At 71.7% G+C, this 23,255-nt stretch carries 20 protein-coding genes and 2 tRNA genes; 15 read left to right on the top strand and 7 right to left on the bottom strand.

The genetic code is table 11. The features are described 5' to 3' along the window. Positions 1–722: 722 nt before the first annotated feature. Positions 723–974, bottom strand: coding sequence for a hypothetical protein (locus ABZ807_RS29455; RefSeq protein ID WP_357165030.1), 252 nt, complete (start codon positions 972–974; stop codon positions 723–725). A gap of 165 nt (positions 975–1,139) precedes the next feature. Between ABZ807_RS29455 and ABZ807_RS29450 the strand changes: the two genes are divergently transcribed. From ABZ807_RS29450 to argS, 3 genes are all read left to right on the top strand, one after another. After that, entirely contained in the window at positions 1,140–1,307 is a 168-nt protein-coding gene (locus ABZ807_RS29450; protein ID WP_357165027.1) for a hypothetical protein, read from the top strand. 94 nt (positions 1,308–1,401) lie between these two features. Next, positions 1,402–2,460 (top strand): tryptophan--tRNA ligase, encoded by a 1,059-nt coding sequence (gene trpS, locus ABZ807_RS29445; RefSeq protein ID WP_357165024.1) that lies wholly within the window; start codon positions 1,402–1,404, stop codon positions 2,458–2,460. Between the two features lie 291 nt (positions 2,461–2,751). Beyond that, a complete protein-coding gene (argS, locus tag ABZ807_RS29440) occupies positions 2,752–4,470 on the top strand; it encodes an arginine--tRNA ligase (RefSeq protein WP_357165021.1) in 1,719 nt (572 codons plus the stop codon). A gap of 48 nt (positions 4,471–4,518) precedes the next feature. Here argS and ABZ807_RS29435 read toward each other — a convergent pair whose 3' ends face one another. Continuing rightward, positions 4,519–4,812, bottom strand: coding sequence for an alpha/beta hydrolase (locus ABZ807_RS29435; RefSeq protein WP_357165039.1), 294 nt, complete (start codon positions 4,810–4,812; stop codon positions 4,519–4,521). On the opposite strand from ABZ807_RS29435, the gene ABZ807_RS29430 reads away from it, so the two are divergent. Next, entirely contained in the window at positions 4,794–5,399 is a 606-nt protein-coding gene (locus tag ABZ807_RS29430) for a hypothetical protein (RefSeq protein WP_357165018.1), read from the top strand. The two genes, ABZ807_RS29435 and ABZ807_RS29430, sit on opposite strands and share 19 nt — an antisense overlap. Before the next feature lie 399 nt (positions 5,400–5,798). Here the strand turns inward: ABZ807_RS29430 and ABZ807_RS29425 are convergent, their stop codons facing one another. After that, positions 5,799–6,470 (bottom strand): nucleotidyl transferase AbiEii/AbiGii toxin family protein, encoded by a 672-nt coding sequence (locus ABZ807_RS29425; RefSeq protein WP_357165015.1) that lies wholly within the window; start codon positions 6,468–6,470, stop codon positions 5,799–5,801. A 2-nt stretch (positions 6,471–6,472) separates the two neighbouring features. Next, the gene (locus ABZ807_RS29420) at positions 6,473–7,039 is read right to left on the bottom strand and encodes a hypothetical protein (protein ID WP_357165012.1); all 567 of its coding nucleotides are present in this window, start codon (positions 7,037–7,039) and stop codon (positions 6,473–6,475) included. Positions 7,040–7,618: 579 nt separating this feature from the next. Between ABZ807_RS29420 and ABZ807_RS29415 the strand changes: the two genes are divergently transcribed. The 10 genes from ABZ807_RS29415 (at position 7,619) to ABZ807_RS29370 (ending at position 20,240) form a co-directional block, all read left to right on the top strand. After that, positions 7,619–8,146: a 2Fe-2S iron-sulfur cluster-binding protein gene (locus ABZ807_RS29415; RefSeq protein WP_357165009.1), complete on the top strand. Its 528-nt coding sequence runs from the start codon at positions 7,619–7,621 to the stop codon at positions 8,144–8,146. Next, a complete protein-coding gene (locus ABZ807_RS29410; protein WP_357165006.1) occupies positions 8,143–9,138 on the top strand; it encodes a xanthine dehydrogenase family protein subunit M in 996 nt (331 codons plus the stop codon). The genes ABZ807_RS29415 and ABZ807_RS29410 overlap by 4 nt, the downstream gene beginning before the upstream one ends. Further along, on the top strand, positions 9,135–11,252 hold the full coding sequence (locus ABZ807_RS29405; RefSeq protein WP_357165003.1) for a xanthine dehydrogenase family protein molybdopterin-binding subunit: 2,118 nt from the start codon (positions 9,135–9,137) through the stop codon (positions 11,250–11,252). The genes ABZ807_RS29410 and ABZ807_RS29405 overlap by 4 nt, the downstream gene beginning before the upstream one ends. Continuing rightward, on the top strand, positions 11,242–12,228 hold the full coding sequence (locus ABZ807_RS29400; protein WP_357165000.1) for an XdhC family protein: 987 nt from the start codon (positions 11,242–11,244) through the stop codon (positions 12,226–12,228). Before ABZ807_RS29405 ends, ABZ807_RS29400 begins: the two co-directional genes overlap by 11 nt. Before the next feature lie 715 nt (positions 12,229–12,943). Beyond that, positions 12,944–13,507: a nucleotidyltransferase family protein gene (locus tag ABZ807_RS29395; RefSeq protein ID WP_357164997.1), complete on the top strand. Its 564-nt coding sequence runs from the start codon at positions 12,944–12,946 to the stop codon at positions 13,505–13,507. Positions 13,508–14,009: 502 nt separating this feature from the next. Beyond that, positions 14,010–14,765, top strand: coding sequence for an ABC transporter ATP-binding protein (locus tag ABZ807_RS29390; protein ID WP_357164995.1), 756 nt, complete (start codon positions 14,010–14,012; stop codon positions 14,763–14,765). After that, complete coding sequence (locus ABZ807_RS29385; RefSeq protein ID WP_357164992.1) at positions 14,762–17,284, top strand: ABC transporter permease; 2,523 nt, start codon at positions 14,762–14,764, stop codon at positions 17,282–17,284. Before ABZ807_RS29390 ends, ABZ807_RS29385 begins: the two co-directional genes overlap by 4 nt. 4 nt (positions 17,285–17,288) lie before the next feature. Beyond that, a complete protein-coding gene (locus tag ABZ807_RS29380) occupies positions 17,289–18,551 on the top strand; it encodes a sensor domain-containing protein (protein ID WP_357164989.1) in 1,263 nt (420 codons plus the stop codon). Then, on the top strand, positions 18,539–19,183 hold the full coding sequence (locus ABZ807_RS29375; protein ID WP_357164986.1) for a response regulator transcription factor: 645 nt from the start codon (positions 18,539–18,541) through the stop codon (positions 19,181–19,183). The genes ABZ807_RS29380 and ABZ807_RS29375 overlap by 13 nt, the downstream gene beginning before the upstream one ends. 76 nt (positions 19,184–19,259) lie before the next feature. Beyond that, a complete protein-coding gene (locus ABZ807_RS29370) occupies positions 19,260–20,240 on the top strand; it encodes a hypothetical protein (RefSeq protein WP_357164983.1) in 981 nt (326 codons plus the stop codon). A gap of 597 nt (positions 20,241–20,837) precedes the next feature. On the opposite strand, the gene ABZ807_RS29365 is transcribed toward ABZ807_RS29370, so the two are convergent. Continuing rightward, positions 20,838–20,910: transfer RNA gene (locus ABZ807_RS29365), tRNA-Arg, on the bottom strand. A 36-nt stretch (positions 20,911–20,946) separates the two neighbouring features. After that, positions 20,947–21,037, bottom strand: a tRNA-Ser gene (locus ABZ807_RS29360). Between the two features lie 125 nt (positions 21,038–21,162). On the opposite strand from ABZ807_RS29360, the gene ABZ807_RS29355 reads away from it, so the two are divergent. Next, the gene (locus ABZ807_RS29355; RefSeq protein WP_357164980.1) at positions 21,163–22,395 is read left to right on the top strand and encodes a hypothetical protein; all 1,233 of its coding nucleotides are present in this window, start codon (positions 21,163–21,165) and stop codon (positions 22,393–22,395) included. Here ABZ807_RS29355 and ABZ807_RS29350 read toward each other — a convergent pair. Beyond that, a complete protein-coding gene (locus ABZ807_RS29350) occupies positions 22,382–23,155 on the bottom strand; it encodes a CPBP family intramembrane glutamic endopeptidase (protein WP_357164977.1) in 774 nt (257 codons plus the stop codon). The two genes, ABZ807_RS29355 and ABZ807_RS29350, sit on opposite strands and share 14 nt — an antisense overlap. Positions 23,156–23,255: the final 100 nt, after the last annotated feature.

The raw sequence follows: 23,255 nt of genomic DNA, 5'->3' as shown, positions 1-23,255 counted from the left end.
GAAACCGAAGCTCGACCAGTCCGGGGTATAAATCAATTTGGCACTGGCTTATCAAGCACCCTGTTGAGTTCTCAAAGAACAACCACACACCATCTGAAAGCTCTACTCCGTAGAACCCCCGTCCGGGGCATTTCGTTCGTCCATGTCCGCCGCTCTCGCGCCGGGCACTTTTACTACGCTACCTCACCGTCTTCCCCGTGTCAACCGGTGCGTCCCGGTCTGTCACGCTTCGTACGGGTTGGCGCCCGCGATTTCGCGCAGCGGTCAACCACTGCGCTTGATCATCGGATTTGGAGGCCGGCCGCTGCGGTCTCCCGCAAGCTCGCCCGGTGCCCTGCCAGTCGACAACCTTACCCGGTCGGTTCCGCCCGTCCAAATCCGCCTCGCGGCGTTTGATCGAGCCCCGCCCGGACCGTGTCGTTCGGGACCTTCGCCCCGGTCCGACCCGGCGCCAGTCCGGCTCGGGTGGCCCGGGACTCTCGTCCCGTTTGCCCCGTTCCGCGCTGGCAGAGAGAAAGTTACGCGTCTGCGGGTTTGATCGTCAAATCCAGGGGTGGCGTCCCCCGTCACACCATCTGCGGCGGACTATCCCCGCCGGTCAGCGAGTCCGCCCGGGTCGCCGGGAACGAGCGCACCGCCTGGCTTCCCGGCCCCCGCCGTCACAGGGAGCTGACCGGACGTCGTACGGAGCGGGGCGTCGAGGACTGGTCGGCCCTACGGGATCAGGCGGACCGCCGGCGGGCGGCGAGCAGGCCGCGTACACCGAGCACGCCGACGGTGGTTCCGATCGCCAGCGACGCGGCGATCAGCAGGGCGTGCACCCAGAGGAAGCCGGTCGGGGCGCCGTCGCCGACCGTGCCGGTCGACCAGGCGCGCGGGTCGTCCCAGATGGCGACCGCGAACCTCGGCCAGATCACCCAGGTCCACACTCCGACAGCGACGAGGAACACCGACCAGCCGCGTGACAGCACCATGGCTGGCCAGTATGCCAGCGGGCGGTGCCCGGTCGGCCGGTACCGGCAGGTCAGCCGCCCGTCTGCCCGGCGGGAGGAAGCGGATGGCCGACGGGCCGCCGGCACGCAGCCCGCGGCCGTGCCGGACGACCGCGAACGCCGCACCTCACGGGTTACCGTGGACGCATGATCCGGCCGGTCATCCTCGTGCCGGAGGCCACCGACGGTCTCCGGCCTGACCTCCTGCCGTCCTTCCCGACCAGCCCCGGCGACGGCCGGGAGTGGATCCTCGACGTACTCCGTGCCGGTGGGTTGCGGTTCCGCGCCGGCGCGCGATGGCGGTCCGTGCTCTGACGAGCCGACCCCACCGACCCTGGCGACCACGCCCCGGGTCGATCGCGTGCACGCGCGTCCGTCACCGATTCCTCGGCACGAAAGGCGTACCACCATGTCCGTTCCACGGATGCTCACCGGGGACCGCCCCACCGGGCGGCTGCACCTCGGCCACTACGTCGGCAGCATCGCCAACCGGGTGGCGCTGCACCAGCGCCACGAGAGCTACCTCATCATCGCCGACCTGCACATGCTGACCACCCGCCACACCCGCGAGGACATCGCCCAGGTGTCCCGCAACGCCCGGGCGATGGTCACCGACGTCCTGGCCTGCGGGATCGACCCAGCCCGGGCGACGTTCTACCTCCAGTCCGCGATCCCCGAGGTCGGCGACCTGAACACGCTGTTCCAGAACCTGGTCACCGTGCCGCGCCTGGAGCGGGTGCCGTCGGTGCGGGAAATGGCCCACGCCGCCGGCCGGGCGGAGATCCCGTACGGGCTGCTCGGCTACCCCGTCCTCCAGGCCGCGGACATCCTCTGCGTCAAGGCGCAGGTGGTGCCGGTCGGCAAGGACAACGCGGCGCACGTCGAGGTGACCCGCGAGATCGCCCGCCGCTTCAACCACCTGTACGGGGAGGTCTTCCCGGTGCCGGAGATGATCGCCGCGGCGACGCCCACCCTGGTCGGCACCGACGGCCAGGGAAAGATGAGCAAGAGCCGGGGCAATGCCATCGCGCTCGCCGACGACGCGGCGACCGTGCACCGCAAGGTGATGGCCATGTACACCGACCCGAACCGGGTCCGCGCCGACGTGCCGGGCACCGTCGAGGGAAACCCGGTCTTCGCGTACCACGACGTGTTCAACCCGGACCGGGCCCAGGTGGCGGAGTACAAGGCCCGCTACCAGGCCGGCCGGATCGGCGACGTCGAGGTCAAGGAGGCCCTGGCGGTGGCGCTGAACCGGTTCCTCGACCCGATCCGGGAGCGCCGCGCCCGGATCGAGGCCGACGCCGGCCTGGTCGACCAGCTGATCGTGGACGGCACCGAACGGACCCGCGAGCAGGTCCGCCGGACCGTGGCCGAGGTTCGCCGGGCGATGGGCCTCACCGGGGCGTACCAGCAGGTGCGGCGCCGGGCCGAGCGGGCCCGCAAGGCCACCGCCACCTCGGCCTGACCGCGACGGTACGGCCACCGGGCCGGCCGGGGAACGCGGTGTACGCGTTGCCGGCCGGCCCGCTAGGCTCTTTGCCATGACCAGCGCGCCCGCCCACACCGCCGGACCGTCGTACGACGTCCAGGTCAGTGCGGAGCGACGCCGGCGATCCGTCGCCCGCCCGCGCTGACCCCTTCCCTGCGACCGGCGGATCGAGCCGCCGGTCATCGCCGATCGTCCTCGGTCCGCCCCGCACTCTCCTGAGTCCTCCAGATCCGCGTGACCGCGGATCCGAGCGAGATCGGCGTACCCATGGATCTTGAAAGGCTGCTCACCGACCGGTTGGCGCCGGCGTTCGCGAGCGTGGCCGGCGGCCCGGTCGACCCCCTGGTGCGGCGCTCGCCGCGCGCGGACTTCCAGTCCGACGCGGCGCTGGCGCTGGCCCGGCGGCTCGGCCGCCCGCCGCGCGACATCGCGGCGGCGGTGCTGGACCGCGCGGAACTGGACGACGTCTGCGCGGCCGCCGAGGTCTCCGGGCCGGGCTTCGTCAACCTGACCGTGGCCGACCGGACGCTCGCCGCGCTGGTCTCAGGGCTGGCCGACGACGACCGGCTCGGCGTGCCGGTGACGCCCGCGCCGGAGACCGTGGTGGTCGACTACTCCGCACCAAACGTGGCCAAGGAGATGCACGTGGGGCACCTGCGCTCCACGGTCATCGGCGACGCGGCGGTCCGGCTGCTGGACTGGCTCGGGCACCGGGTGGTGCGGGTCAACCACCTGGGCGACTGGGGCACCCCGTTCGGGATGCTGATCGAGCACCTGGTCGACCTCGGCGAGACCGGGGCGGCGCAGGAGCTGTCGATGGGCGACCTCGACTCGTTCTACAAGACGGCCCGGGTGAAGTTCGACGCCGACGAGGCGTTCCGGGAGCGGTCCCGGCAGCGGGTGGTCGCGTTGCAGGGCGGCGACGAGCGGACGCTGCGGCTGTGGCGGCTGCTGGTGGAGCAGTCCGAGCGGTACTTCCTGACCGTCTACGCGCTGCTCGACGTGACGCTGACCCGGGAGGACTTCCGCGGCGAGAGCGCCTACAACGACCAGCTCGCCGGCGTCGTCGACGGGTTGGGCCGGCTCGGGCTGCTGCGCGGCAGCGACGGCGCGGACTGTGTCTTCCCGCCCGGGTTCACCGGTCGGGATGGCGAGCCGTTGCCGCTGATCGTGCGCAAGGGCGACGGCGGGTACGGCTACCCGGCCACCGACCTGGCGGCGCTGCGGCACCGGACCGACGACCTCGGCGCGACCCGACTGCTCTACGTCGTCGGTCTGCCGCAGCGGCAGCACTTCGCGATGGTCTTCGCGGTCGCCGAGGCCGCCGGGTGGCTGCGCCCGCCGACCCGGGCGGAGCACCTCGGCTTCGGCTCCATCCTCGGCTCCGACGGGCGGATGCTGCGCAGCCGGGCCGGTGGCTCGGTGAAGCTGGTCGGGCTGCTCGAGGAGGCGGTCGCCCGGGCCACCGAGCTGGCCCGGGCCAAGAACCCCGAGCTGGACGCCGAGGCCGCCGCCGAGATCGGCCGGGCCGTCGGCATCGGCGCGATCAAGTACGCCGACCTGGCCACCGACCGGGCCCGCGACTACGTGCTCGACTGGGAGCGGATGCTCTCCCTGGACGGCAACACGGCGCCCTACCTGCAGTACGCGTACTCGCGGATCCGGTCGGTGTTCCGGCGGGCCGGGACGGACGCGCGGCCCGACGCGGAGATCCTGCTCGCCGAACCGGCCGAGCGGGCGCTGGCGTTCGAGCTGCTCGGCTTCGCGGGGGTGGTCGCCGAGGTGGAGCGGACCCTGCAGTTCCACCACCTCGCCGGCTACCTTCATCGGCTGGCCAGCACGTTCAGCGCGTTCTACGAGCGCTGCCCGGTGCTGCGGGCCGACGGGGAACTGCGGGAGAGCCGGCTGGTGCTCGCCGACCTCACCGCCCGGACGCTGCGGCAGGGGCTGCACCTGCTCGGCATCCGGACCGTCGAGCGGATGTAACGCGGTCTCGCGGCTACGTCGTCACGGCCGGGTCTGATCATCTGCGGTTCAGTGGACCGCTTGCAGGAATCGCTCCACGGCACTCGCGAAGGCGGCCGGGTCGTCGACCCAGGGGAAGTGCCCCGCGGCCGGGTGCACCAGCACCTCGGCGTCGGCGAACAGGCGGGCCAGCTCACGTACGGCCGGGACGGTCGGCCAGATGTCGTACTCCCCGGCCACCAGCAGGGTCGGGACCGGCAGGGCCGCCAGCCGGGCGGGCAGCGCCGGATCCGGGGTGAAGCCGGCGTAGAAACCGTCCGTGGCGGCCTCGGACGGCCCGCTTCGTGGTGTCGGAGGCGGCAGCCCTGCTGTGGGGTTACCGTCGGGACCGGTACGGCTTCACTGCCTTCGCCTCGTCGGCCGCGCCGCAGTTGGTGCGATGGGAGTCGCGCTACGGATGGACCCGTCGCGGGTACGGGCAGATCAGCCAGAAGGAAACCTCGCTGGCTGCGGTGCTGAACGGACTGCTCACCGTGCCGGATGCGTGGGTGACGTTCGCCAGGCACTACCTCGACGCGCTGAACCGCACCGTCGTCGGCGACAACGCCCGCGACCAGCCGTGGCGGTCGGGTGATTACGTCCACGCCCAGCGCACCGGAGACCTCGCCGAATGGCACGGCATGCTCCTGCACCGGCTGGCTGATACCGAGGCGGAGGACCTACTCGACCGACTGGTGGAGCATCGGGTGCTGGGCGGCCCAGAACTGGACTTCCTACGGGCGCGCCTGGCCCACCAACGGGGCGATGCCGCTGCGGCTGGCGCATTCATAACGGCCGCCCTCGACAGGCTGCCGGGCCATCAGGAGATGCTGGACTTCGCGGTAAACATCAACGCGCCGCTGCCCACCCGCGCCCGGAAGATCCTCAAGGAGCGTTCCTACCGGCCGTAGTGCCTCCAGTCCCGCCCGGTCCGCATCGGTCCCACCGGATGCCAGCAGGTCCGGGCCCACCATCAGGTTTCGCCGATCCTTGCTCGCTGCCAGATGGCGCACAAAATCCGAGCGAGTCCGTGTGCGTTCGGACCAGTTCCCCCCGACGACCGAGCAGCCACGGAGCAGCATGGACCGCCGTTCACGACGCCGAGCCTCGGAACGATCGGGGCCGAGCTCGGCGCGTGGCGGAAACTCCTGTCAGCTTCGGCAGCCTGACGCGATCTTCGAAAATCCAGGTCACGGCCGTCGAACGAGATTTCGGCACGGTACAGGCCGGCGAAGCTGCTGCGCGCTGGAACAGTCGTGCCCGTGCTGATGGGGTGCCGAACGTCCGAGCACCATCGGAGCACCACGCGATCAGCCGACGGAGCCGTCAGGTCGGGTGAGATCTTCCTCGTCGAGCAGCTCGCGGCGCCATACCGCGAACCGGCCACGGAGGTTGTTCAGCGCCTGGCCGGTGACGCCGTACTGGGCGAAGTCGTCAGGATCGAGCAGGCTGGCTTGCCCGAGAGCGTCGGCGAAGACCCGCCGGTCGAAACCGCGGTCGGCGCGTTGCGCGAGGTTGAGGACAGCTTCATGGGTGTATCGGCCGGATTGGAGCGTGGCGTCGATGTCGATGAAGTCACGGGCGAACGCCCGCCCGTAGAGTGCGCTCATCTTGTTCGCGACCGCATCGTCAGGGTGTAGTACCGGTCCGATGGCCATGAGGATAGGTTCGTTGGCGCGCCAGTCCGCGCCGAGTTCGACCTTGGAAATACGCAGGCCATCGGTGACCGTCAGCCGGGCGAACGTGTCGTACTGCCGCTCAACGTCGACGGTCAGGCCGTCGTCGCGGTAGGCGTGCACGACGGCGGTGACCGCGGCGGTGAACTCATCGCGGCGGTCCCATGCGGTGAACAGGTCAACATCTTCGCTGGGCCGCTCAAGAAGGCCGGCGGCCTGGACCGCGTAACCGCCGGCGAGGGCGAAGCCATACCGGTGGGCGGCCGAAAGCCCGGTGCGGGCGAGGCGCTCGTGAAACGGATCCACCGCTACGCGGCGTTCATGCGGATCGCTGCGAGTTTGGGAAAGGCTTCCTCCCAGCGCCGTCGTAGCTGGGGTGGCAGCCAGAGGGCGGGCCAGAGCCGCAGGAGGAGGTCGGCGTTGAGCCAGGTGTTCAGGTCGTCAACAGTGCTGGCCTCGGTGAGCACCACCTTATACATGCTGGCCAGTCGTCCGAGTCGGCTCAGGTCGTACTCGGCATGACCGGACCAGTCAAGATGGTGCGGAAGCGCGACCACGCCTTCGGTCGGGCCGTTCAGCGCGGTGAGGGTTTCGGCCACGACGTAGGGCCTCCGGTCAGCGTAGGAACGATAGTCCGCCGGCGGCCGGGGTAGCGTCTTGCGCCGGCTGATGTTGGTCGCCCGTCTGACCTCCGGCCGTAGTGCCTGGCGGATCGTCTCCCGGCTGTACCCGGTGACCTGTTGCAGGTCCACCGACCGCCAGCCGGCCGCGTGGAACGCCCGCAGTTGCTCGTCCCGCTCGGTCAACGCGGCTGTCCTGGTCGCCTCGTACCTGGCGACGACCGCGCGCAGATCATCCTCGGAGAACTGGCCCACGCCCGCCAGCCTACCAGGCTAGGCCAAGCACGCTAGGCCCTTTGCGGCCCAACCACCACGCGACCTCCGGGCCGGCCCCGCGCGGGGAAGCAGGAATCCGCCCGGACGCCGCGTGTTCCACACGCAGCGTGGAGGAAATCTCCGTCCTCTAGGGCGGAGAGATCGTCAAGAGAGTCCCGCACAATTCAACCGCGAGTACCGCCGGCTGTTCGGTGGCCCGCGGGGCCGGGACGCGGTCCGGCTCAACGCGCATGCTCGAACCAACGCGCCGGCCGCTCCTCGCGGCGGTTGACCAGAACTCGCAATCTCTTGCTCGATCCTGCCCGCTTGCCGGCAGACGGCCCTGCGGCGGACTACCCGATATAGCCTGCCCGGACAGAGGTTTCTGGTTGTCCTGAAGTCGGTTCAAGATCGGCTGGCGGCCGACAATCGAAACCGTGGAGGATCGAGCAAGAATTCGCGAACATTGAGCTAGACGTCTCACCTCGGTAACTGATCGCAGGAGTGCTCTGTTCGGCATTTCGGAAGCCATTTTTCTGCCTTGATTCGGCTGATGAGAGGACGACGATGACCGATCACATGCGCAGTGAGATATCGCTGCGGGTCAACGATGTGATTCACCGGCTGTCTGTGGACAACCGCCGGACGCTGCTCGACGCGTTACGGGACGACCTGGGCGTCACCGGGCCGAAGAAGGGGTGCGACCACGGGCAGTGCGGCGCCTGCACAGTGCTGCGCGACGGCCGGCGAGTGGTCTCCTGTCTGATCCTCGCGGTCGCCGCCGACGCCACGGCGATCACCACCGTCGAAGGACTGGCCGCCGAGGGCGAGCTGCAGCCGATCCAGGAGGCGTTCGTGCGCCTGGACGGTTTCCAATGCGGCTTCTGCACTCCCGGGCAGATCTGCTCGGCAGTCGGGATGCTCGCCGAGTACGCGGCCGGCTGGCCCAGCGCCGTCACTGTCGGCGACTCACGGGACCGGGCGCCGGAACTGGACGAGGCCGAGGTACGCGAGCGGATGAGCGGCAACCTGTGCCGCTGCGGGGCGTACCCGTCGATCGTCCGCGCGGTGCTCGAGACCGCGGTTCGCGAAGGGGTGGCGGGGTGAAGGAGTTCGCTTATCAGCGCGCGGCGCAGGTCCGCGATGCGCTCACGGCGGTCGCCGAGAATGCCGGCGCCCGGTTCCTGGGTGGGGGCACGAACCTCGTCGACCTGATGAAGTGCGGGGTCGAGGAGCCGACCCGGCTGGTGGACGTACGGCAGCTTCCACTCGACGGTGTCCGCGAGGCACCGGACGGAGGGCTCGTCATCGGTGCGACCACGACGAACAGCGACGCAGCCGCGCATCCCGAGGTGCGCCGCCGGTTTCCGGCGCTGACCCAGGCCGTACTGGCAGGCGCGTCCGGCCAACTGCGGAACATGGCCACGGTGGGCGGCAACCTGTTGCAGCGGACCCGCTGTGGTTACTTCGCCGACCTCTCCCAGCCGTGCAACAAACGGGTTCCCGGCAGTGGATGTTCCGCGATCGCGGGGGTCCATCACCACCACGCGGTGCTCGGCCACTCCGAGCACTGTGTGGCCACCCATCCCTCGGACATGGCGGTGGCGCTTGCCGCGTTCGACGCGGTCGTGCGCTACCAGACGCTCGACGGCGCCGGTGAGATCCCGTTGGCGCAGTTCTACCTGCCGGTCGGTGACCGTCCGGACCGGGAGACCGCATTGCCACCCGGCGCGCTGATCACCGCCGTCGCCCTGCCGGGGTCCGTAGGGAGCCCGCAGTCGCGCTACCGCAAGGTCCGCGAGCGCGCGTCGTACGCCTTCGCGACCGTCTCCATCGCCGCCGCACTCGACATCCACGACGGCGTGGTGCGCGACGTGCGCATCGCCCTCGGCGGCGTGGCGTCGCATCCCTGGCGGGCCAGCTCCGCCGAGGCCATGCTCCGCGACGCCCGGCCCACCGCCGACCGGTTCCGGACCGCCGCCGAGGTGGAACTGAGCGCCGCGAAGCCATTGCGCGACAACGGATACAAGGTGACCCTGGCACGGAACCTCATCGAGGCCGTGCTCTGTGAACTCGCTGGAACGGAGAGGGACCGATGAGCGCAGACCCCACTCCCTGCACCGTCGGCGCCCCGCGCCCGCGGATCGAGGGCCGGCTCAAGGTCACCGGCTCCGCCCGCTACGCCGCGGACGTACTGATGCCGGACCTGGCTCACGGCTGGATGGTGACCGCCACCATCTCCCGGGGCCGGATCCGCGACATCGACGCCTCGACCGCGCTCGGCATGCCGGGCGTGCTCGGGGTGCTCGACCACCGCAACGCGCCCCGGCTCAACCCTGAGGCCGGCAACTACTTCGGCCCAGACGGCAGCTTGCAGCTGCTGCAGGACGACGTGATCCCGTACGCGGGCCGGCCGGTCGCACTGGTGGTGGCGGAAACGCCCGAGCAGGCCAGAGCAGCAGCGGCAGCGCTGCGGGTGACCTACGACGTCGAACCGCACGATGTGGACTTCCGCCTGGAGCATCCGGCCGCCCGCCCTGCATCGACCGCCTTCGGCCCGGAGGCGGACACCGGTGACGTGGACGCGGAGCTATCGGCGTCCACAATCGTGGTCGACGAGCGGTACCGCACTCCCGAGGAGAGCCACAGCGCCCTGGAGCCTCATGCCGCGACCGTTTGGTGGGACGACGGCGACGTGTACGCCGTGGACTCCAACCAGGGTGCGTTCAGCGTGTCCGAGGTGCTGGCCGCGTTGTGGTCCATCGACCGCGATCGGGTGCACATCCGCTCCGAGCATGTCGGCGGTGGTTTCGGCGGCAAGGGCGCCTGCGGCCCGCAGGTGATTCTCGGGTCGATGGCCAGCGAGCGTTTCGGACGTCCGGTGCGGATCGCCATGACCCGGGCACAGGTCTTCGAGACGACCGCGTCGCGGCCCCCGACGGACCAGCTGGTGCGCATCGGCGCCGATCCCGACGGCCGCCTGCGCGCCATCCACCACCGGCCGGCGTACGCCCTCTCGCCGCTCGCCGAGTACATCGAGTGGTGCACCGAGCAGGCCAAGATCCTGTACGCGGCGCCGGCGATCCGCACGCAGCTCACCGCCGTACCTATCGACATCCTGCCGCCGGCCTCGATGCGCGGGCCGGGCGCGACGCCCGGCTCGTTCGCCCTGGAGTCGGCGATCGACGAGGTGGCGGAGCGGCTGGACATGGACCCGCTGGAGCTGCGCCTGCGCAACCAGCCCACGGTCGGGCCCGTGTCGGGGCTGCCCTTCAGCAGCCGCCGCCTGGTTTTTTGCCTGCGGGAGGGCGCGCGCCGATTCGGCTGGGCGGCGCGCGACCGGCATCCGCGCTCCCGGCGCGAGGGCACGCTGCTGATCGGCAGCGGCATGGCCACCACCTCGTTCAGCGCCGGGGTGTTCCCGTCGACAGCCTCGATCACCGCGGAAACGGACGGGACGTTCACGGTGTCGATCGGCGCGAGCGATATCGGTACGGGCGCCCGTACCGCGCTGACTGCGGTCGCCGCCGACTCGCTCGGCGTCGGCACGGAAAAGATCCGGATCCGGATCGGTGACAGCGACCTCGGCATGGCGTGGGGCGCGGGCGGCTCCCGCGGAACGACGTCCTGGTCCTTCGCCATCGTCGAGGCCGCCAGGAAACTGCGGGAGAACCTGGGCGATCCGGTCCGGCCGGTGACCGCGACGGTGGACACCACCGCGATGATCAATTACCAGCCGGACCGGGAACGGCAGACCTTCAGCGCCGTCTTCGCGGAGGTCTCCGTCGACCCGGCGACCGGCGAGGTACGGGTACGCCGTCTGCTTGGCATGTTCGCCGTGGGCCGGGTGATCAACCCGCTGCTGGCACGCAGCCAGGTGATCGGCGGGATGATCATGGGGCTTTCCATGGCCCTGCACGAGGAGAGTGTGCGAGATCCCCGGACCGGCAGGCAGGCCAACGGCGACTTCGCCGGATACCACATCGCCGTGCACGCTGACGTGCCCGACGTCGAGGCCGACTTCGTGCCGGACTACGAGCCCCAGGACCCGTCGGGGTTCAACGGTCTCGGCGAGATCGGCACGGCCGGCACTGCGGCGGCGATCGCCAACGCCGTGTGGCACGCCACGGGCACTCGCCAGCGGATCCTCCCGATCCGCCTCGACCGCGTGCTGGAGCCGGCCGCCGTCGCTGGTGAGCTCCATGTTGCGTGAGGTCTGGCCGTTCCTCGACGCCCATCGCCGGGCGGGACGCCCCGTCGCCCTCGCCCGGCTGGTGGCGCGGGACGGCCCAGGATCGCGGCCTCTGGGGTCGACGATGGCCGTCGCGGCGGACGGTACGTGGCGCGGCTCGGTGTCCGGCGGCTGCGTGGAGGCCGTCGTCGTGGAAGCTGCCCGCGCCGTCCTCGCCGGTGCGGCGCCGCACTTACTACCGGTGACACCGGGCGAGCTCCTGCTGCCGTGGGAGGATGCGCCCGCCTGCTCCGCCACCATGGAGGTGCTGGTCCTACCGGCGCCACCCCCGCCGGTGCACGAAGCGATCACTATGGCGTTGCAGCGGGACCGGTCCCTCGCAGTGAGTGTCGGGTTGCAGCCGCCGTACCGGTGGTCGGTGGCCCCGACCGCAGACCGGCTTCCCAGCGACCGCCCGGCGTACGTCGAGGAACTGCCGCGCCGGCGACGGCTGGTGCTCGCCGGGGCGACCGACCTGGCCGCAGTGGTAGCCACGCTGGCGGAGTCACTGGACCGGGCGGTGTCCGTCGTCGATCCGCGCCCCGGCCACGTCGGATCCGGGGCGCTGCCGGCCAGTGCCCGGGTGGTGCGAGCCTGGCCGGACGAGTGGCTGACCGGCCATCCGCTCGGAGCCGGGGACGCCGTGGTCGCGTTGAGCCACGACCCCCGCATCGACGACCGGGCGATCCGCGCGGCGCTGGCCGGCGGCGCGGGACACGTCGCGGCGCTCGGCAGCCGGGCCACGCATGCTCAGCGCCTGCAACGCCTTGCCGGGACACCCGGCCTGGACCGGCTGGCCGGTCCCGCCGGCCTGGACCTGGGCGGCACGTCTCTCGCCGAAGGAGCCTTGTCCATCCTCGCCGAGGTCGTCGCCGCAGGGAATGGCCGGAACGGGGGCCGGCTGCGCGACTCGCGGCTCCCGATCGGCGTTCATGCGGCAACGATGGCCCATAGTTGACGTCCTCTCGCCGATGGGCCGTACCAGCGGCATGGCCGACCGGCGTGGCGCACGCCGGGTGCTCACACGGCCGCGCGCACAGCGCGTCCTTGCCCCGCATGTCCCGCTGGCCGGCGCACCCCGACGGCCGCTGTCAGCGACATCGACCTCGTGCGACGGCGGCAGCCGGAACGACGATCCGTGACGGTCTCATCGTGGTGGGGTGGTCAGCAATACCCGCAGTGCATCAGGGCACCCGCATCGGTCGCGGCATCCCCGCCCAAGGATCAAACACCATTCCGACAGCGGACAGGAGATCTGTGCAAGCCCGTGCCGCGTCCAGGTCAACTGATGCCGGGGTACGCCGTGTCCGAAGCCGGTGTGCCGTCACCAGCCAGCTGGGCCATCGGTGCACGACACTCAAGGTCTTCGACCTCACCTACGTGCTCGCGTTCATCCAGGTCAGTTTGCCGATGGCGCAGCAGCATGTCGGAGTCGGGAATCGTGCAGGGTGTCCCCGTCCTCGCGCTGCTGTGATGGCCGTGGACGCCGTACAGCTGGCTGGCCAACCGCTGCTGATAAAGATCCCTTCCTCGTCCAGGTCCCCACGACGTCGCCGGCCTCCTCATCGCGCTCCTGCTGCTGGACGGCGCGAAGCGACCCGCCGCCCACAAATGGGCACCCATCTCGCGGCCTCACGCGCCCGATATGGGCGTAGGCCATCCGGCGGGCCAAGATGAAGCCCGACGGCCCGGCAAACCGCATCGCCGGGCTGGTCCTAGCCGCCGGGGCAGGGCACCGCTACGGCGGCCCTAAGGCACCCGTGTTCCTCGGACAGGCACTCCGCGTGCTCCGAGACGGCGGCTGCGACCCGCTCATCGCGATCCTCGGTGCCGGAGCCCGCCAGACCCGGGCAGTCGTCGACCTAGAGGGTGTCCAGGTCATCGACAATCCGTTCTGGGCCGAGGGGATGGCCTCATCGTTACGGCTCGGGATGACCACGGCTGCCCGGCTGCCCGGGATCTCGGCCGTGTGCGTGCACTTGGTGGACATGCCCGGCGTTTCCGCGGCGGCGGTGGCCCGGCTGCTGGCACACGCACACGTGGGATGCCTGACTCGCGCCTACTACGACGGCGAGCCGGGCCATCCTGTTGTGCTGGGCCGTAACCACTGGGCGGAGGTAGCCGCGACCGCGCGTGGCGACCAGGGGGCGCGGGCATACCTGCGTCGGCGCGCCGCCCACGTGACCGTTATCGAATGTGGCGACGTAGCCGCCGGATACGACATCGACGAACGGTGACCCGTGCCGGCAGGAAAGTCGCCCCGCGAACCCGTCGCCCCGACCAGAGGCGCGAGCAGGATCGCAACATATCGCGGGCTTCAGGCAAGGACTTCGGCGCCGGCCACCTGTTGATCCATTTCTGCAGGACGCTCCCGCTGGAATCAGAAGCGCTCTCACCCGCCTTACCTGCCCGGACGCTCACCCCACCCATCAGCACTCTCGGACCAGCCGGCACGCGCCGGACGGTCACCGACAGTTCCGACACCAGCCAGCACAAACCGCCGCCGGAAGAGACGAGCACCAACGGAGCACCACCGTCCCACCAGTGGGACAAACTCCGCGTCCCCAAGAGCTGACCGCTGAACGGTCGCTGGCCGGCTTGAGCACCGAAGAGCCGCTGCAATTCGGGCCCGCCAGACGCTGCCGTACCGGGGCTGTGGCAGGGGTAGGGCTGTCCCTACCAGCAAGTGCCAGGGTCGCCATGTACCGGTCGGGCGGGCTTGCCGGAAGGCTCGTGGACATGCGGAACACAAGCGAGAACCCGGCCTCCGGTGGCGGAGTGGTCGAGTTGGTCGACGTCACCAGGACCTATCCGGACGGCGCCGGTGTACGGGCGTTGGACGGGGTGACGGTCGCCTTCGGGCGGGGCACCTTCTCAGCGGTGATGGGGCCGTCCGGCTCCGGCAAGTCCACCCTGCTGCACTGCGCGGCCGGGCTGGACCGGCCGGACTCGGGTCGGGTGACGCTCGCCGGCCGGGAGATCGGCACGCTGCGCGAACCGAAGCTGACCGAAGAGCGCCGCCGCCGGGTCGGGTTCGTGTTCCAGTCGTACAACCTGTTGGACGCCCTGTCGGTCTGGCACAACGTGCTGCTGCCGCAGCGGCTCGCCGGCGTACGGCCGGACAAGCGGTGGGCCCGGGAGGTGATCGCCCGGGTGGGCCTGAGCGGTCGGGAGAACGACCGGCCGGGCCAGCTCTCCGGCGGGCAGCGGCAGCGGGTGGCACTGGCCCGGGCGCTGGCCGCCCGCCCCGAGGTGATCTTCGCCGACGAGCCGACCGGCGCGCTGGACCTGTCGACCGGGCGCGAGGTGCTCAGCCTGCTCCGCGAGGCGGTGGGCTCCCTGGGTACCGCGGTGGTCATGGTCACCCACGACCCCGCCGCCGCGGCCTGGGCCGACCGGGTGGTCTTCCTCGCCGACGGCCGGATGGTGGACGAACTGGTCGACCCCACCGCGGAGAAGGTCGCGGAACGGATGATGGCGGTGAGCGTCCGATGATCCGGCTCGCCCTCGGCACCCTGCGCCGGCACCGCGGCGCGTACCTCGGCACATTCCTGGCTGCGCTGCTGGCCGTCGCACTGCTCGCCAGCGGCGGCCTGCTGCTCTTCTCGGTCCTCACCGCGAAGCCGCCGGCTGACCGGTTCGGCGCCGCGACCGCGGTGGTCTCCGGCGGCCGCGAGATCACCCTGACCATCACCAAGGAGAAGAAGGACAAGGTCAAGCGCAAGACCAAGAGCGAACGGCTCACCGGCGCCGGAACGCTTCCCACCGACCTGGCCGGCCGGGTCGCGGCGCTGCCCGGGGTGGCCGCTGCGGTACCGGACGCCGCCTTCCCAGTGCTGCTCGCTGCCGGCGGCCGGCCGGTACGCGGTGCCGACGACGCGCCGGTGATCGGGCACGGGTGGGCGTCGGCGGCCCTGACGCCGTTCACACTGCGGGCCGGGGCGGCGCCTGGCCGGGGCGAGGTGGTACTCGACGCCGACCTGGCCGCGCGGGCCGCCGTCCAGCCCGGCGACCCGGTCCAGATCACCACGAAGACCGGGGTACACACCCTGCGGCTCTCCGGCGTCGCCGCTCCCGCCGGCCGGGACGGGCTGCCCGCCCAGGGCGCGCTGTTCCTGGCCGACGCCCAGGTAGGGGAGGTCTCCGGGCTCGCCGGCCCGACCGCGGTGGCCGTCGTCGCCGCACCCGGAGCCGACCACTCGGCACTGCTTGCCGGGCTGCGTACCGAGGCTGGCGACGCCCCGGTGCTGACCGGGGACGACAAGGTCCGCGCCGAACTGCCGGGCGCGCTGCCCGACTACATCGGTCCGATCTCCATCTTCGGCTTTGTCATCGCCATCACCGCCTTCGCCGCGATCTTCGTGCTCACCGGCACGGTCGCGCTCGGGGTCCGGCAGCGGCTGCGGGAGCTGGCGCTGCTGCGTACCGCCGGGGCCACCCCCGGGCTGCTGCGCCGGCTGCTCGGGGTGGAGAGCGTGCTGGTCGCGCTGCTGGCCGCCGTGCCAGGCTGCCCGATCGGCGTGGTCGTCGCCAACCTGGTCGCCGCCCGGTTCCGGGAACTGGGCGCGGTGCCGGCGCAGTTCACCGTGCAGACCAACGTCGGGGTGCTGCTGGCCGCGGTCGGCGCCGGGGTGCTGGTCGCGTCCGTCTCGGCCCGGATCGCCGGTCGGCGGGCGGTACGGATCGCACCGACGCAGGCGCTGGCCGAGACCGCGACCGCCCCGGGCGGCGGGCAGATCGGCCGGCTGCTCCTCGCCATCCCCCCGGCCGGCGGGGCGATCGCGGTACTGACCTTCGTGCCGATGGGCGGTGTGCTGGGCATGGGCATGGGCTTCGTCTCCTGTGCGTTGCTGCTCTGTGCCGTCGCCGCCGCCGGGCCGGCGCTGGTCCGGCCGCTCACCACGGGCGCCGCCTGGCTGGTCGGGAAGGCCGGGGTGACCGGTTGGCTGGCGGGCGCGGTCAGCCGGGCGGAGATCCGCCGGGTCACCGCGGTCGCCATACCGCTGATGCTGATGTTCGCCATCAACGCCACCATGCTGCTCAACTCCGCGCTGACCACAAAGCTGGCCACCGAGGAGCAGACGCTGCGTACCGCGCCGGCGGCGGCGCAGGTGACCGCACCGGGCGGACTCCCACTCGGCACCGTCGAGCGGATCGCGGCACTGCCCGGGGTCACCGGCACGGCCGCCACGCTGCCGACCCGGGTCGTACTCAACCAGGGTGGCAAGCCCGAGGACCACCCCGCCCAGGGGCTGTTCGACGCGGGCGCCGAGCGGGCACTGGACCTCGGCGTACGCCGGGGGGCGCTGGCCGGCGAGGGCACGTTCGCGGCCAGCGACGACCTTGCCGACACCCGCTCCTGGCGGGTCGGTGACAATGTCGAAATGTGGCTCGCCGACGGACAGCACGTCACGCTGCGGCTGGCCGCAATCTACGAGCGGTCGCGGGGCTTCGGCGAGCTGGTGTTGCCGGCCCAGCTGGTCGCCGCGCACGACCCGCGTGGGCTGGCCGCCATGGTCGCGCTGCGTGGGGACGACGTCACGGATCGGGTCCGGGCCGCGCTGCCGGCGCTGACCGTGGTGCCCACCATCGAGGCGGCGCCGGCCGGTGACGCGCAGAACCAGCAGGGCGCCTGGGAACTGCTGGTCGTGATCTCCCTCGGGTTCACCGCGATCGCCGTGGTCAACACGTTCGCCATCGCCGCCGCTGCCCGCCGGCGTGAGTACGCCGACCTGCGCCTCGCCGGGGCCACCACCGGGCAGATCTGGCGGATGGCGACCCGGGAGAGCGTGATCGCGGTCGCGGTGGGCCTGCTACTGGGCTGTGCGGTCACCGCCATCGTGGTCGGGGTGTTCAGCACCGCGCAGGACGGTCGGTTCCGGCTGATCGTGGACGCCGGGACGTACCTCGGAATGCTCGGCGGGGTCGGCCTGCTGGGGTTGCTCGCCGGCGCGGTGCCGACCCGACTGGTGCTGCGCCGGGGCAGCCTGCCCGCGATCGCGGAAGGCCGCTGAACCGATGTCGAGCCGAACCTGGAACACCCCGGCCAGGGCAGTGCTGGTGCCGCAGACCGGGCGGGCGCTCGGGTACCTGCTCACCAGCCTGCTGGCCGGGGTGACCGGGTTCGCCTGGAGCCTGGCCTCGACGCTCGCCGTCGGGGTCATCTCGATCACGCGGCTCGGCGGGCCGGCGTTCCTCGGCGCGACCTGGGTCACCCGGCGGCTCGCCGCGATCGAACGGCACCGGGCCGGCTGGCTGCTCGGCGCGCCGATCGGGTCGCCCTACCTCCCAGTCAAGGACGGCCCGGTACTGCAACGGATCCGGAGCATCGCCGTCCAGCCGGCGACCTGGCGGGATCTGGCCTGGCTGGTCGTGCTCTTTCCGCTCGGTGTCGCGGGCGGCATCGTCGGGATCGTGGTGGCGGCGGTCGAACTGGGCGCGGTCACCGCCCCGGCCTGGGCGTGGGCGGTCCCGAACCCGAACGCGCCGTTCCTGCTCAAGCCGGCGATGACGACGACACCGGGTCGGTTCGTGCTCTGCCTCCTCGGGCTGGCGCTGCTGCCGGTCGTCGCCTGGCTGCTGCGCCGGCTGGCCGGTGCCCAGGTGTGGGCCGCCCGCGCGCTGCTGGCCCCCGGTAACCACCGGCAACTCGTCGAGCGGGCCGCCCAGCTGGCCGAGAGCCGGACCCGGGTTGTCGACGCCCAGGCCGCCGAGCTGCGCCGGATCGAACGGGACCTGCACGACGGGGCGCAGGCCCGGATCGTCGCCGCCGGGATGACCCTGGCACTGGCCGAGCGAAAGCTGCGCAACGGCGGGGAAATCGTTCCGGACGTGCGGCTGGTCCGCCGACAGCTCGACGACGCGCTCGCCGAACTGCGCCGGCTGGTCCGCGGCATCCACCCGCCGATCCTCACCGACCGTGGCCTCTACCCGGCGCTCGCCGCCCTCGCCGCGGACAGCCCGCTGGCGGTCGAGGTACGCGGCGACCCGACCGACCGCTACGCGCCGGCGATCGAGTCGGCCGCCTACTTCGTGGTGGCGGAGGGGCTGGCCAACGCCGGCAAACACGCCGACGCGACGTGCTGCCTCATCGTGCTGGCACGGGTCCCCGGGCTCGTCATGGTCACCCTGACCGACGACGGCCGGGGCGGCGCCGACCCCGCCGGCAGCGGCCTGAGCGGGCTGCGCCAGCGAATCGAAGCCCTCGACGGAACAATGACCCTGACCAGTCCACCCGGTGGTCCCACCAGCCTCCACGCGGAGTTCCCATGCGCATCGTGATCGCGGAAGACCTACTGCTGCTCCGCGACGGGCTGGTGCGGATGCTGACCGACACCGGTCACGAGGTGGTCGCCGCGGTCGACAACGCCACCGAACTGCTCACCGCCGTCACTACCCACCGCCCGAATCTGTCCATCGTGGACGTACGACTGCCGCCCGGCTTCCGGGACGAGGGCCTGCGCGCGGCGTTGGCGATCCGCGCCGCCGACCCGGACGCCCGGGTCCTGATCCTCTCCCAGTACGTGGAGCGGGCGTATGCGGCCGAACTGCTGGCCGACGGCCGGGGCGGCGTCGGCTACCTGCTCAAGGACCGGGTGACCGCGCTGGACGACTTCCTCGACGCGGTGGAACGGGTGGCCGGCGGCGGGACCGCGATGGACCCGGAGGTGGTCCGCCAGCTCTTCGCCCGCAACAGCCGGGATCGCGGAGTCACCGCGCTGACAGCGCGGGAACGCGAAGTGCTCGACCTGATGGCCCAGGGCCTGTCCAATTCCGCGATCTGCGCGGCCCTGGTCCTCGCCCCGGTCTCGGTGGAGAAGCACATCACCAACATCTTCACCAAGCTCGACCTGCCGCCCGCCACCGACTCCCATCGACGGGTACGGGCCGTGCTGGCCCACCTGAACCAGTAACGGCAGGGCTGTCCCTACCAGGGACTCTACGGGTCACCATGATGTGCGGCCGGGCCCGGGTTGCGAGCATCGAAGCATGACGAAAACGTTCCTGACCAGGCGAACCACCTCCGCACCGACGATCGCCGTCCGGCAACGCTGGCACCGGCCGCTGCTCGTCGTCGCGGCCGGCATGTTGCTGCTGAGCCTGGTCGCCACCGGCGGGCTGTTCCTCGACGACCGGGTCCTGGTCGGCGCGCCCATCTGGCTCAAGCCGCTGAAGTTCGCGATCTCCTTCGCCATCTACGCCACCACGCTGGCCTGGATGCTCTCGCTGCACAACCGCGCCCGCCGTACTGGGTGGTGGATGGGGATCCTCGTCGCGGCGGCGCTCGTGGTCGAGATGGGACTGATGGTGGTACAGATCTGCATCCGGGGGCGCCAACTGCACTTCAACCAGTCCACCCCACTCGACACCAACTTCACCATCGTGATGGCGGTGACCATCTACGCCCTCTGGGGAGCCACCCTGGTCATCGCCATCCTGGCGATGGTCCAACGGCTCGGCGACCGGACCACCACCCTCGCCATCCGGCTCGGCCTGGTCATCACGCTGATCGGCCTCGCCCTCGGCATGCTGATGGTGATGCCCACTGCGGTGCAGCAGGCGGCGATCGACGCCGGACAGACGCTGCCAATCGTCGGCGCGCACAGCGTCGGGGTCCCCGACGGCGGGGCGGGCCTGCCGGTCGTCGGCTGGAGCACCATCGGTGGCGACCTGCGCATCCCGCACTTCATCGGCATCCACGCCCTGCAACTGCTGCCCCTGCTCGCGCTGCTGATGGCGCGGTCGCTGCGCCACCTCGGGGAGCGGGTCCGGTCCCGGCTCATCTGGGTCGCCGCGATGACGTACGCCGGGAGCCTCGCTCTGCTGACCTGGCAGGCCCTACGCGGACAGCCGCTGTTCCAACCTGACCTGGCGACGCTCGAAGCGCTCGGCCTGCTGGTCCTCTTCGCCGGCACCGCCACCGCGCTGGTAATCCGGGGTTCCCGGAGCGACCGGACCGCTCGGGCATGACCGGGTTGCCGGGCCGCCGGACTTTTCCGGCGGCCCGGCCATTGACTTCACGACTAGACACGGCGGCCAACTTGCCGGCTTGAGCTCGCAGATCCACGCCGCCGACGGTCTACATGGGTCAACATCCGGTCTTGCTGTCTGCCGTGGCCATCGTTCAGTGGGTTCTCCGCCGATATTGCGGGTCCTTGCTCAGGCCCGGATTAGCAGATAGATGCCGTGGACGGCGAAGGTGTCGGCGCGGTCGTGTAGGTCGCGGCGGGCGTGGGCGATGTTCGCGCGTCCGGCGAGGCAGAACGCTGAACCCCTGGACCACGACCCCTTGTCATCCCAGCCGACGGCACCGCCGACACCTCGAATCAGAAGCGCGCCACCCGCCCCACCTGCCCAGACCCTCGCCCCACCCACCAGCACCCTCGGACTAGACAGCACACGCCAGACGGCCACCGACAGTACCGACGCACACCAGCACAAACCCCCGCCGAAACAGACGAGCACCAACGAGCACCACCGTCCCACCAGACGGGAAAAGCGGGCGCAAAAATGGGAAAGAAAAAGGCCGCAACCCCTGTTCTTGCAGGTCACGGCCTTGATCGTTTGTGCGCCCGAAGGGACTCGAACCCCTAACCTTCTGATCCGTAGTCAGATGCTCTATCCGTTGAGCTACGGGCGCTCGGTGCTTGGCCAGTCTACACACCCGGCTTTCGCGCGGAGACTCCGGGATTCGAACCCGGGAGGGGCTTTAAGACCCCAACCGCATTAGCAGTGCGGCGCCATAGACCAGACTAGGCGAAGTCTCCCTGGTGGCCCCTGCAGACCACCGCGCCCGAGGATACAGGGCCGCCCCGGCCCGGGGCAAAGCGACTACCGCAGCGACGTGTTTCCACCGTGTGCGCCGTCACGTTCACGACTACGCTCCATCGACATGCAGGAGCAGACGCCGAGCGATCCGCCCCGCCGCGAGCCCTCCGAGGAGGCCCGCCGCCGCTCTACGAAGGCCACCTTCATCCCACCTCCCACCTCGGCAAAGCCGGTCAGGGCGGCGCGGAGCGACGGTACGGACGCCGCGCCGGGGAAGCGCCGCCCGGCGAAGGCCGCCCCCGCCGTCCTGTTCCAGCCCCCCAGTGCCGAGCAGCCGCTGCCCCGACAGCCTCGGCCCGCGAGGGAGACTTCCGGCCCCGCCGACAGCCCGCCCGAGCCCAGCGGGGCCAGCCCCGCCAGCGGGCCGCCGGGCCAAGGGGGAGCCGGTGGGCGGCGGAAGACGGCGGGCCAGCCGGGTGATCCGGCGCATGCCCCCGGGCCGGCGGCAGGGAAGACCGCGAGGAAGGCCGCCCCGCGCAAGAAGACGGTCCCGCGAACAACCGCGCCGGGCGAGAGCCGCACGACGGTCACGGCCGGCGCCGAGCAGGCCACGCCCAGCGGTTCCGCACCAGCCGCCGCCACGAACGTCAGCCCGCCCGAGCGCGCCACGGACCAGCCGGCACGCGAGCCCACGATCGTGACCGGTCGGCCGGCGGCGGCGTCGGGGCGTACCCGGGAACTGGACCCGGCGGAGATCAGGAGGCGGCTGCTGGGGCATCCCGGTTTCGCGCCGGAACTGCTCGCCCTGGCGGCCGTGGCGGGGATCGGGCCGCGCGCCCGCGACTGGGCGCTGCGGCTACGGGCGGCGTACCCATATGCCGACGCGGACGGGCTGGCCCGGCTCGCCTCCCGGCGGTTCGTGCGGGTCGCCGGGGCCGGTGGCGCGGCCGCGGCGGTGGCCGGGCTGTTCGCGCCGGTGGCGGAGCTGGCGGCGGTGTTGTGGAGCCAGGCCGGCCTGGTGCTGCACGTGGCGGCGGCGTACGGCCGGGACCCGCTGGACGCGGAGCGGGCGGTGGAGTTGCTGGTGCTGATGCAGGTGCATCCGGACGAGGCCAGTGCGCGTACCACGCTGGCGGCGGTGCGGGCGGCGGACGGGCCGTGGCCGCGCGCCGGGGAGGCCGCCTGGCGGTTGGCGGCGCCGCTGGCCGCGCAGGCGGGTGGCTGGGCGGCGCTGCGGCTGGCGTCCCGGCTGCTGCCGGGGGCGGCGGTGCTGGTCGCGGCGGCGGGTGACGCGGCCGCCGCCGAGCGGCTGGCGGCCCGCGCGGTGGCCGCCTACCGGCCGCTCAGAGCCAGCTGAACCACTCCTTGGGCAGCGACGCGTAGCCGACGAAGGCGACGACGTCGAGCAGGGTGTGCGCCACGATCAGCGGCATCACCCGTTTGGTACGCAGGTAGAACAGGCTGAACACGACGCCCATCACCGCGTTGCCGAGGAACGCGCCGAAGCCCTGGTAGAGGTGGTAGGAGCCGCGCAGCAGCGCGCTCGCCGCGATGATCGCGGCGACCCGCCACTGGAGCTGACGCAGCCGGGTGACCAGGTAGCCGACCACGATCACCTCCTCCAGCACCGCGTTCTGCACGGCGGCGAGGATCAGCACCGGCACCGCCCACCACAGGTCGGGCAGGCCGGCGGGGACCAGCGTGGCGTTGATCCCGAGCTGCGCGGCCGCCCAGAACAGCGCCAGGCCGGGCAGGCCGATCAGCGCCGCGAGGCCCGCGCCCCGGACCAGGTCGGACCCGGGCCGGCGCAGGTCCACCCCGAGCGTCCGGGCCGGGTCGCCGGGGTCCCGCGCCAGCAGGTGTACGGCGAGCAGCACCGGCAGCAGCGCGAAGAAGATGCCGAGGAGCTGACGGGTCAGGTCCAGCCACGGCCGGGCCGACTGGGAGGTGTTCAGCGCGGCGGTCTGGGCGGACAGCGGCCCGGCCGCGCTCAGCGCGGCGATGATCGACACCAGCGCGTAGACGGCCGACTTGCCGAGCGAGAGGCCGAGGACCAGCAGGGTCTCGGTGCCGAGGACGCGGCGGGACACCGGGCGGGTGAGCTCCTCAACGGTCACCGCACCACTCTGCCCGACCGCGGGGGCCACCGGCACCGCTCGAGCGGACCGGCCGGGAAGGTCGCACAGTCTGTGCGACCGATGGGCACGCTCCGTGGAC

Source organism: Micromonospora sp. NPDC047548 (assembly GCF_040642975.1).
In the GTDB taxonomy this organism is placed as follows: Bacteria; Actinomycetota; Actinomycetes; order Mycobacteriales; family Micromonosporaceae; genus Micromonospora.
The sequence above is the reverse complement of the archived record's forward strand: the minus strand, read 5'-3'. Positions and strand labels throughout refer to the sequence as shown.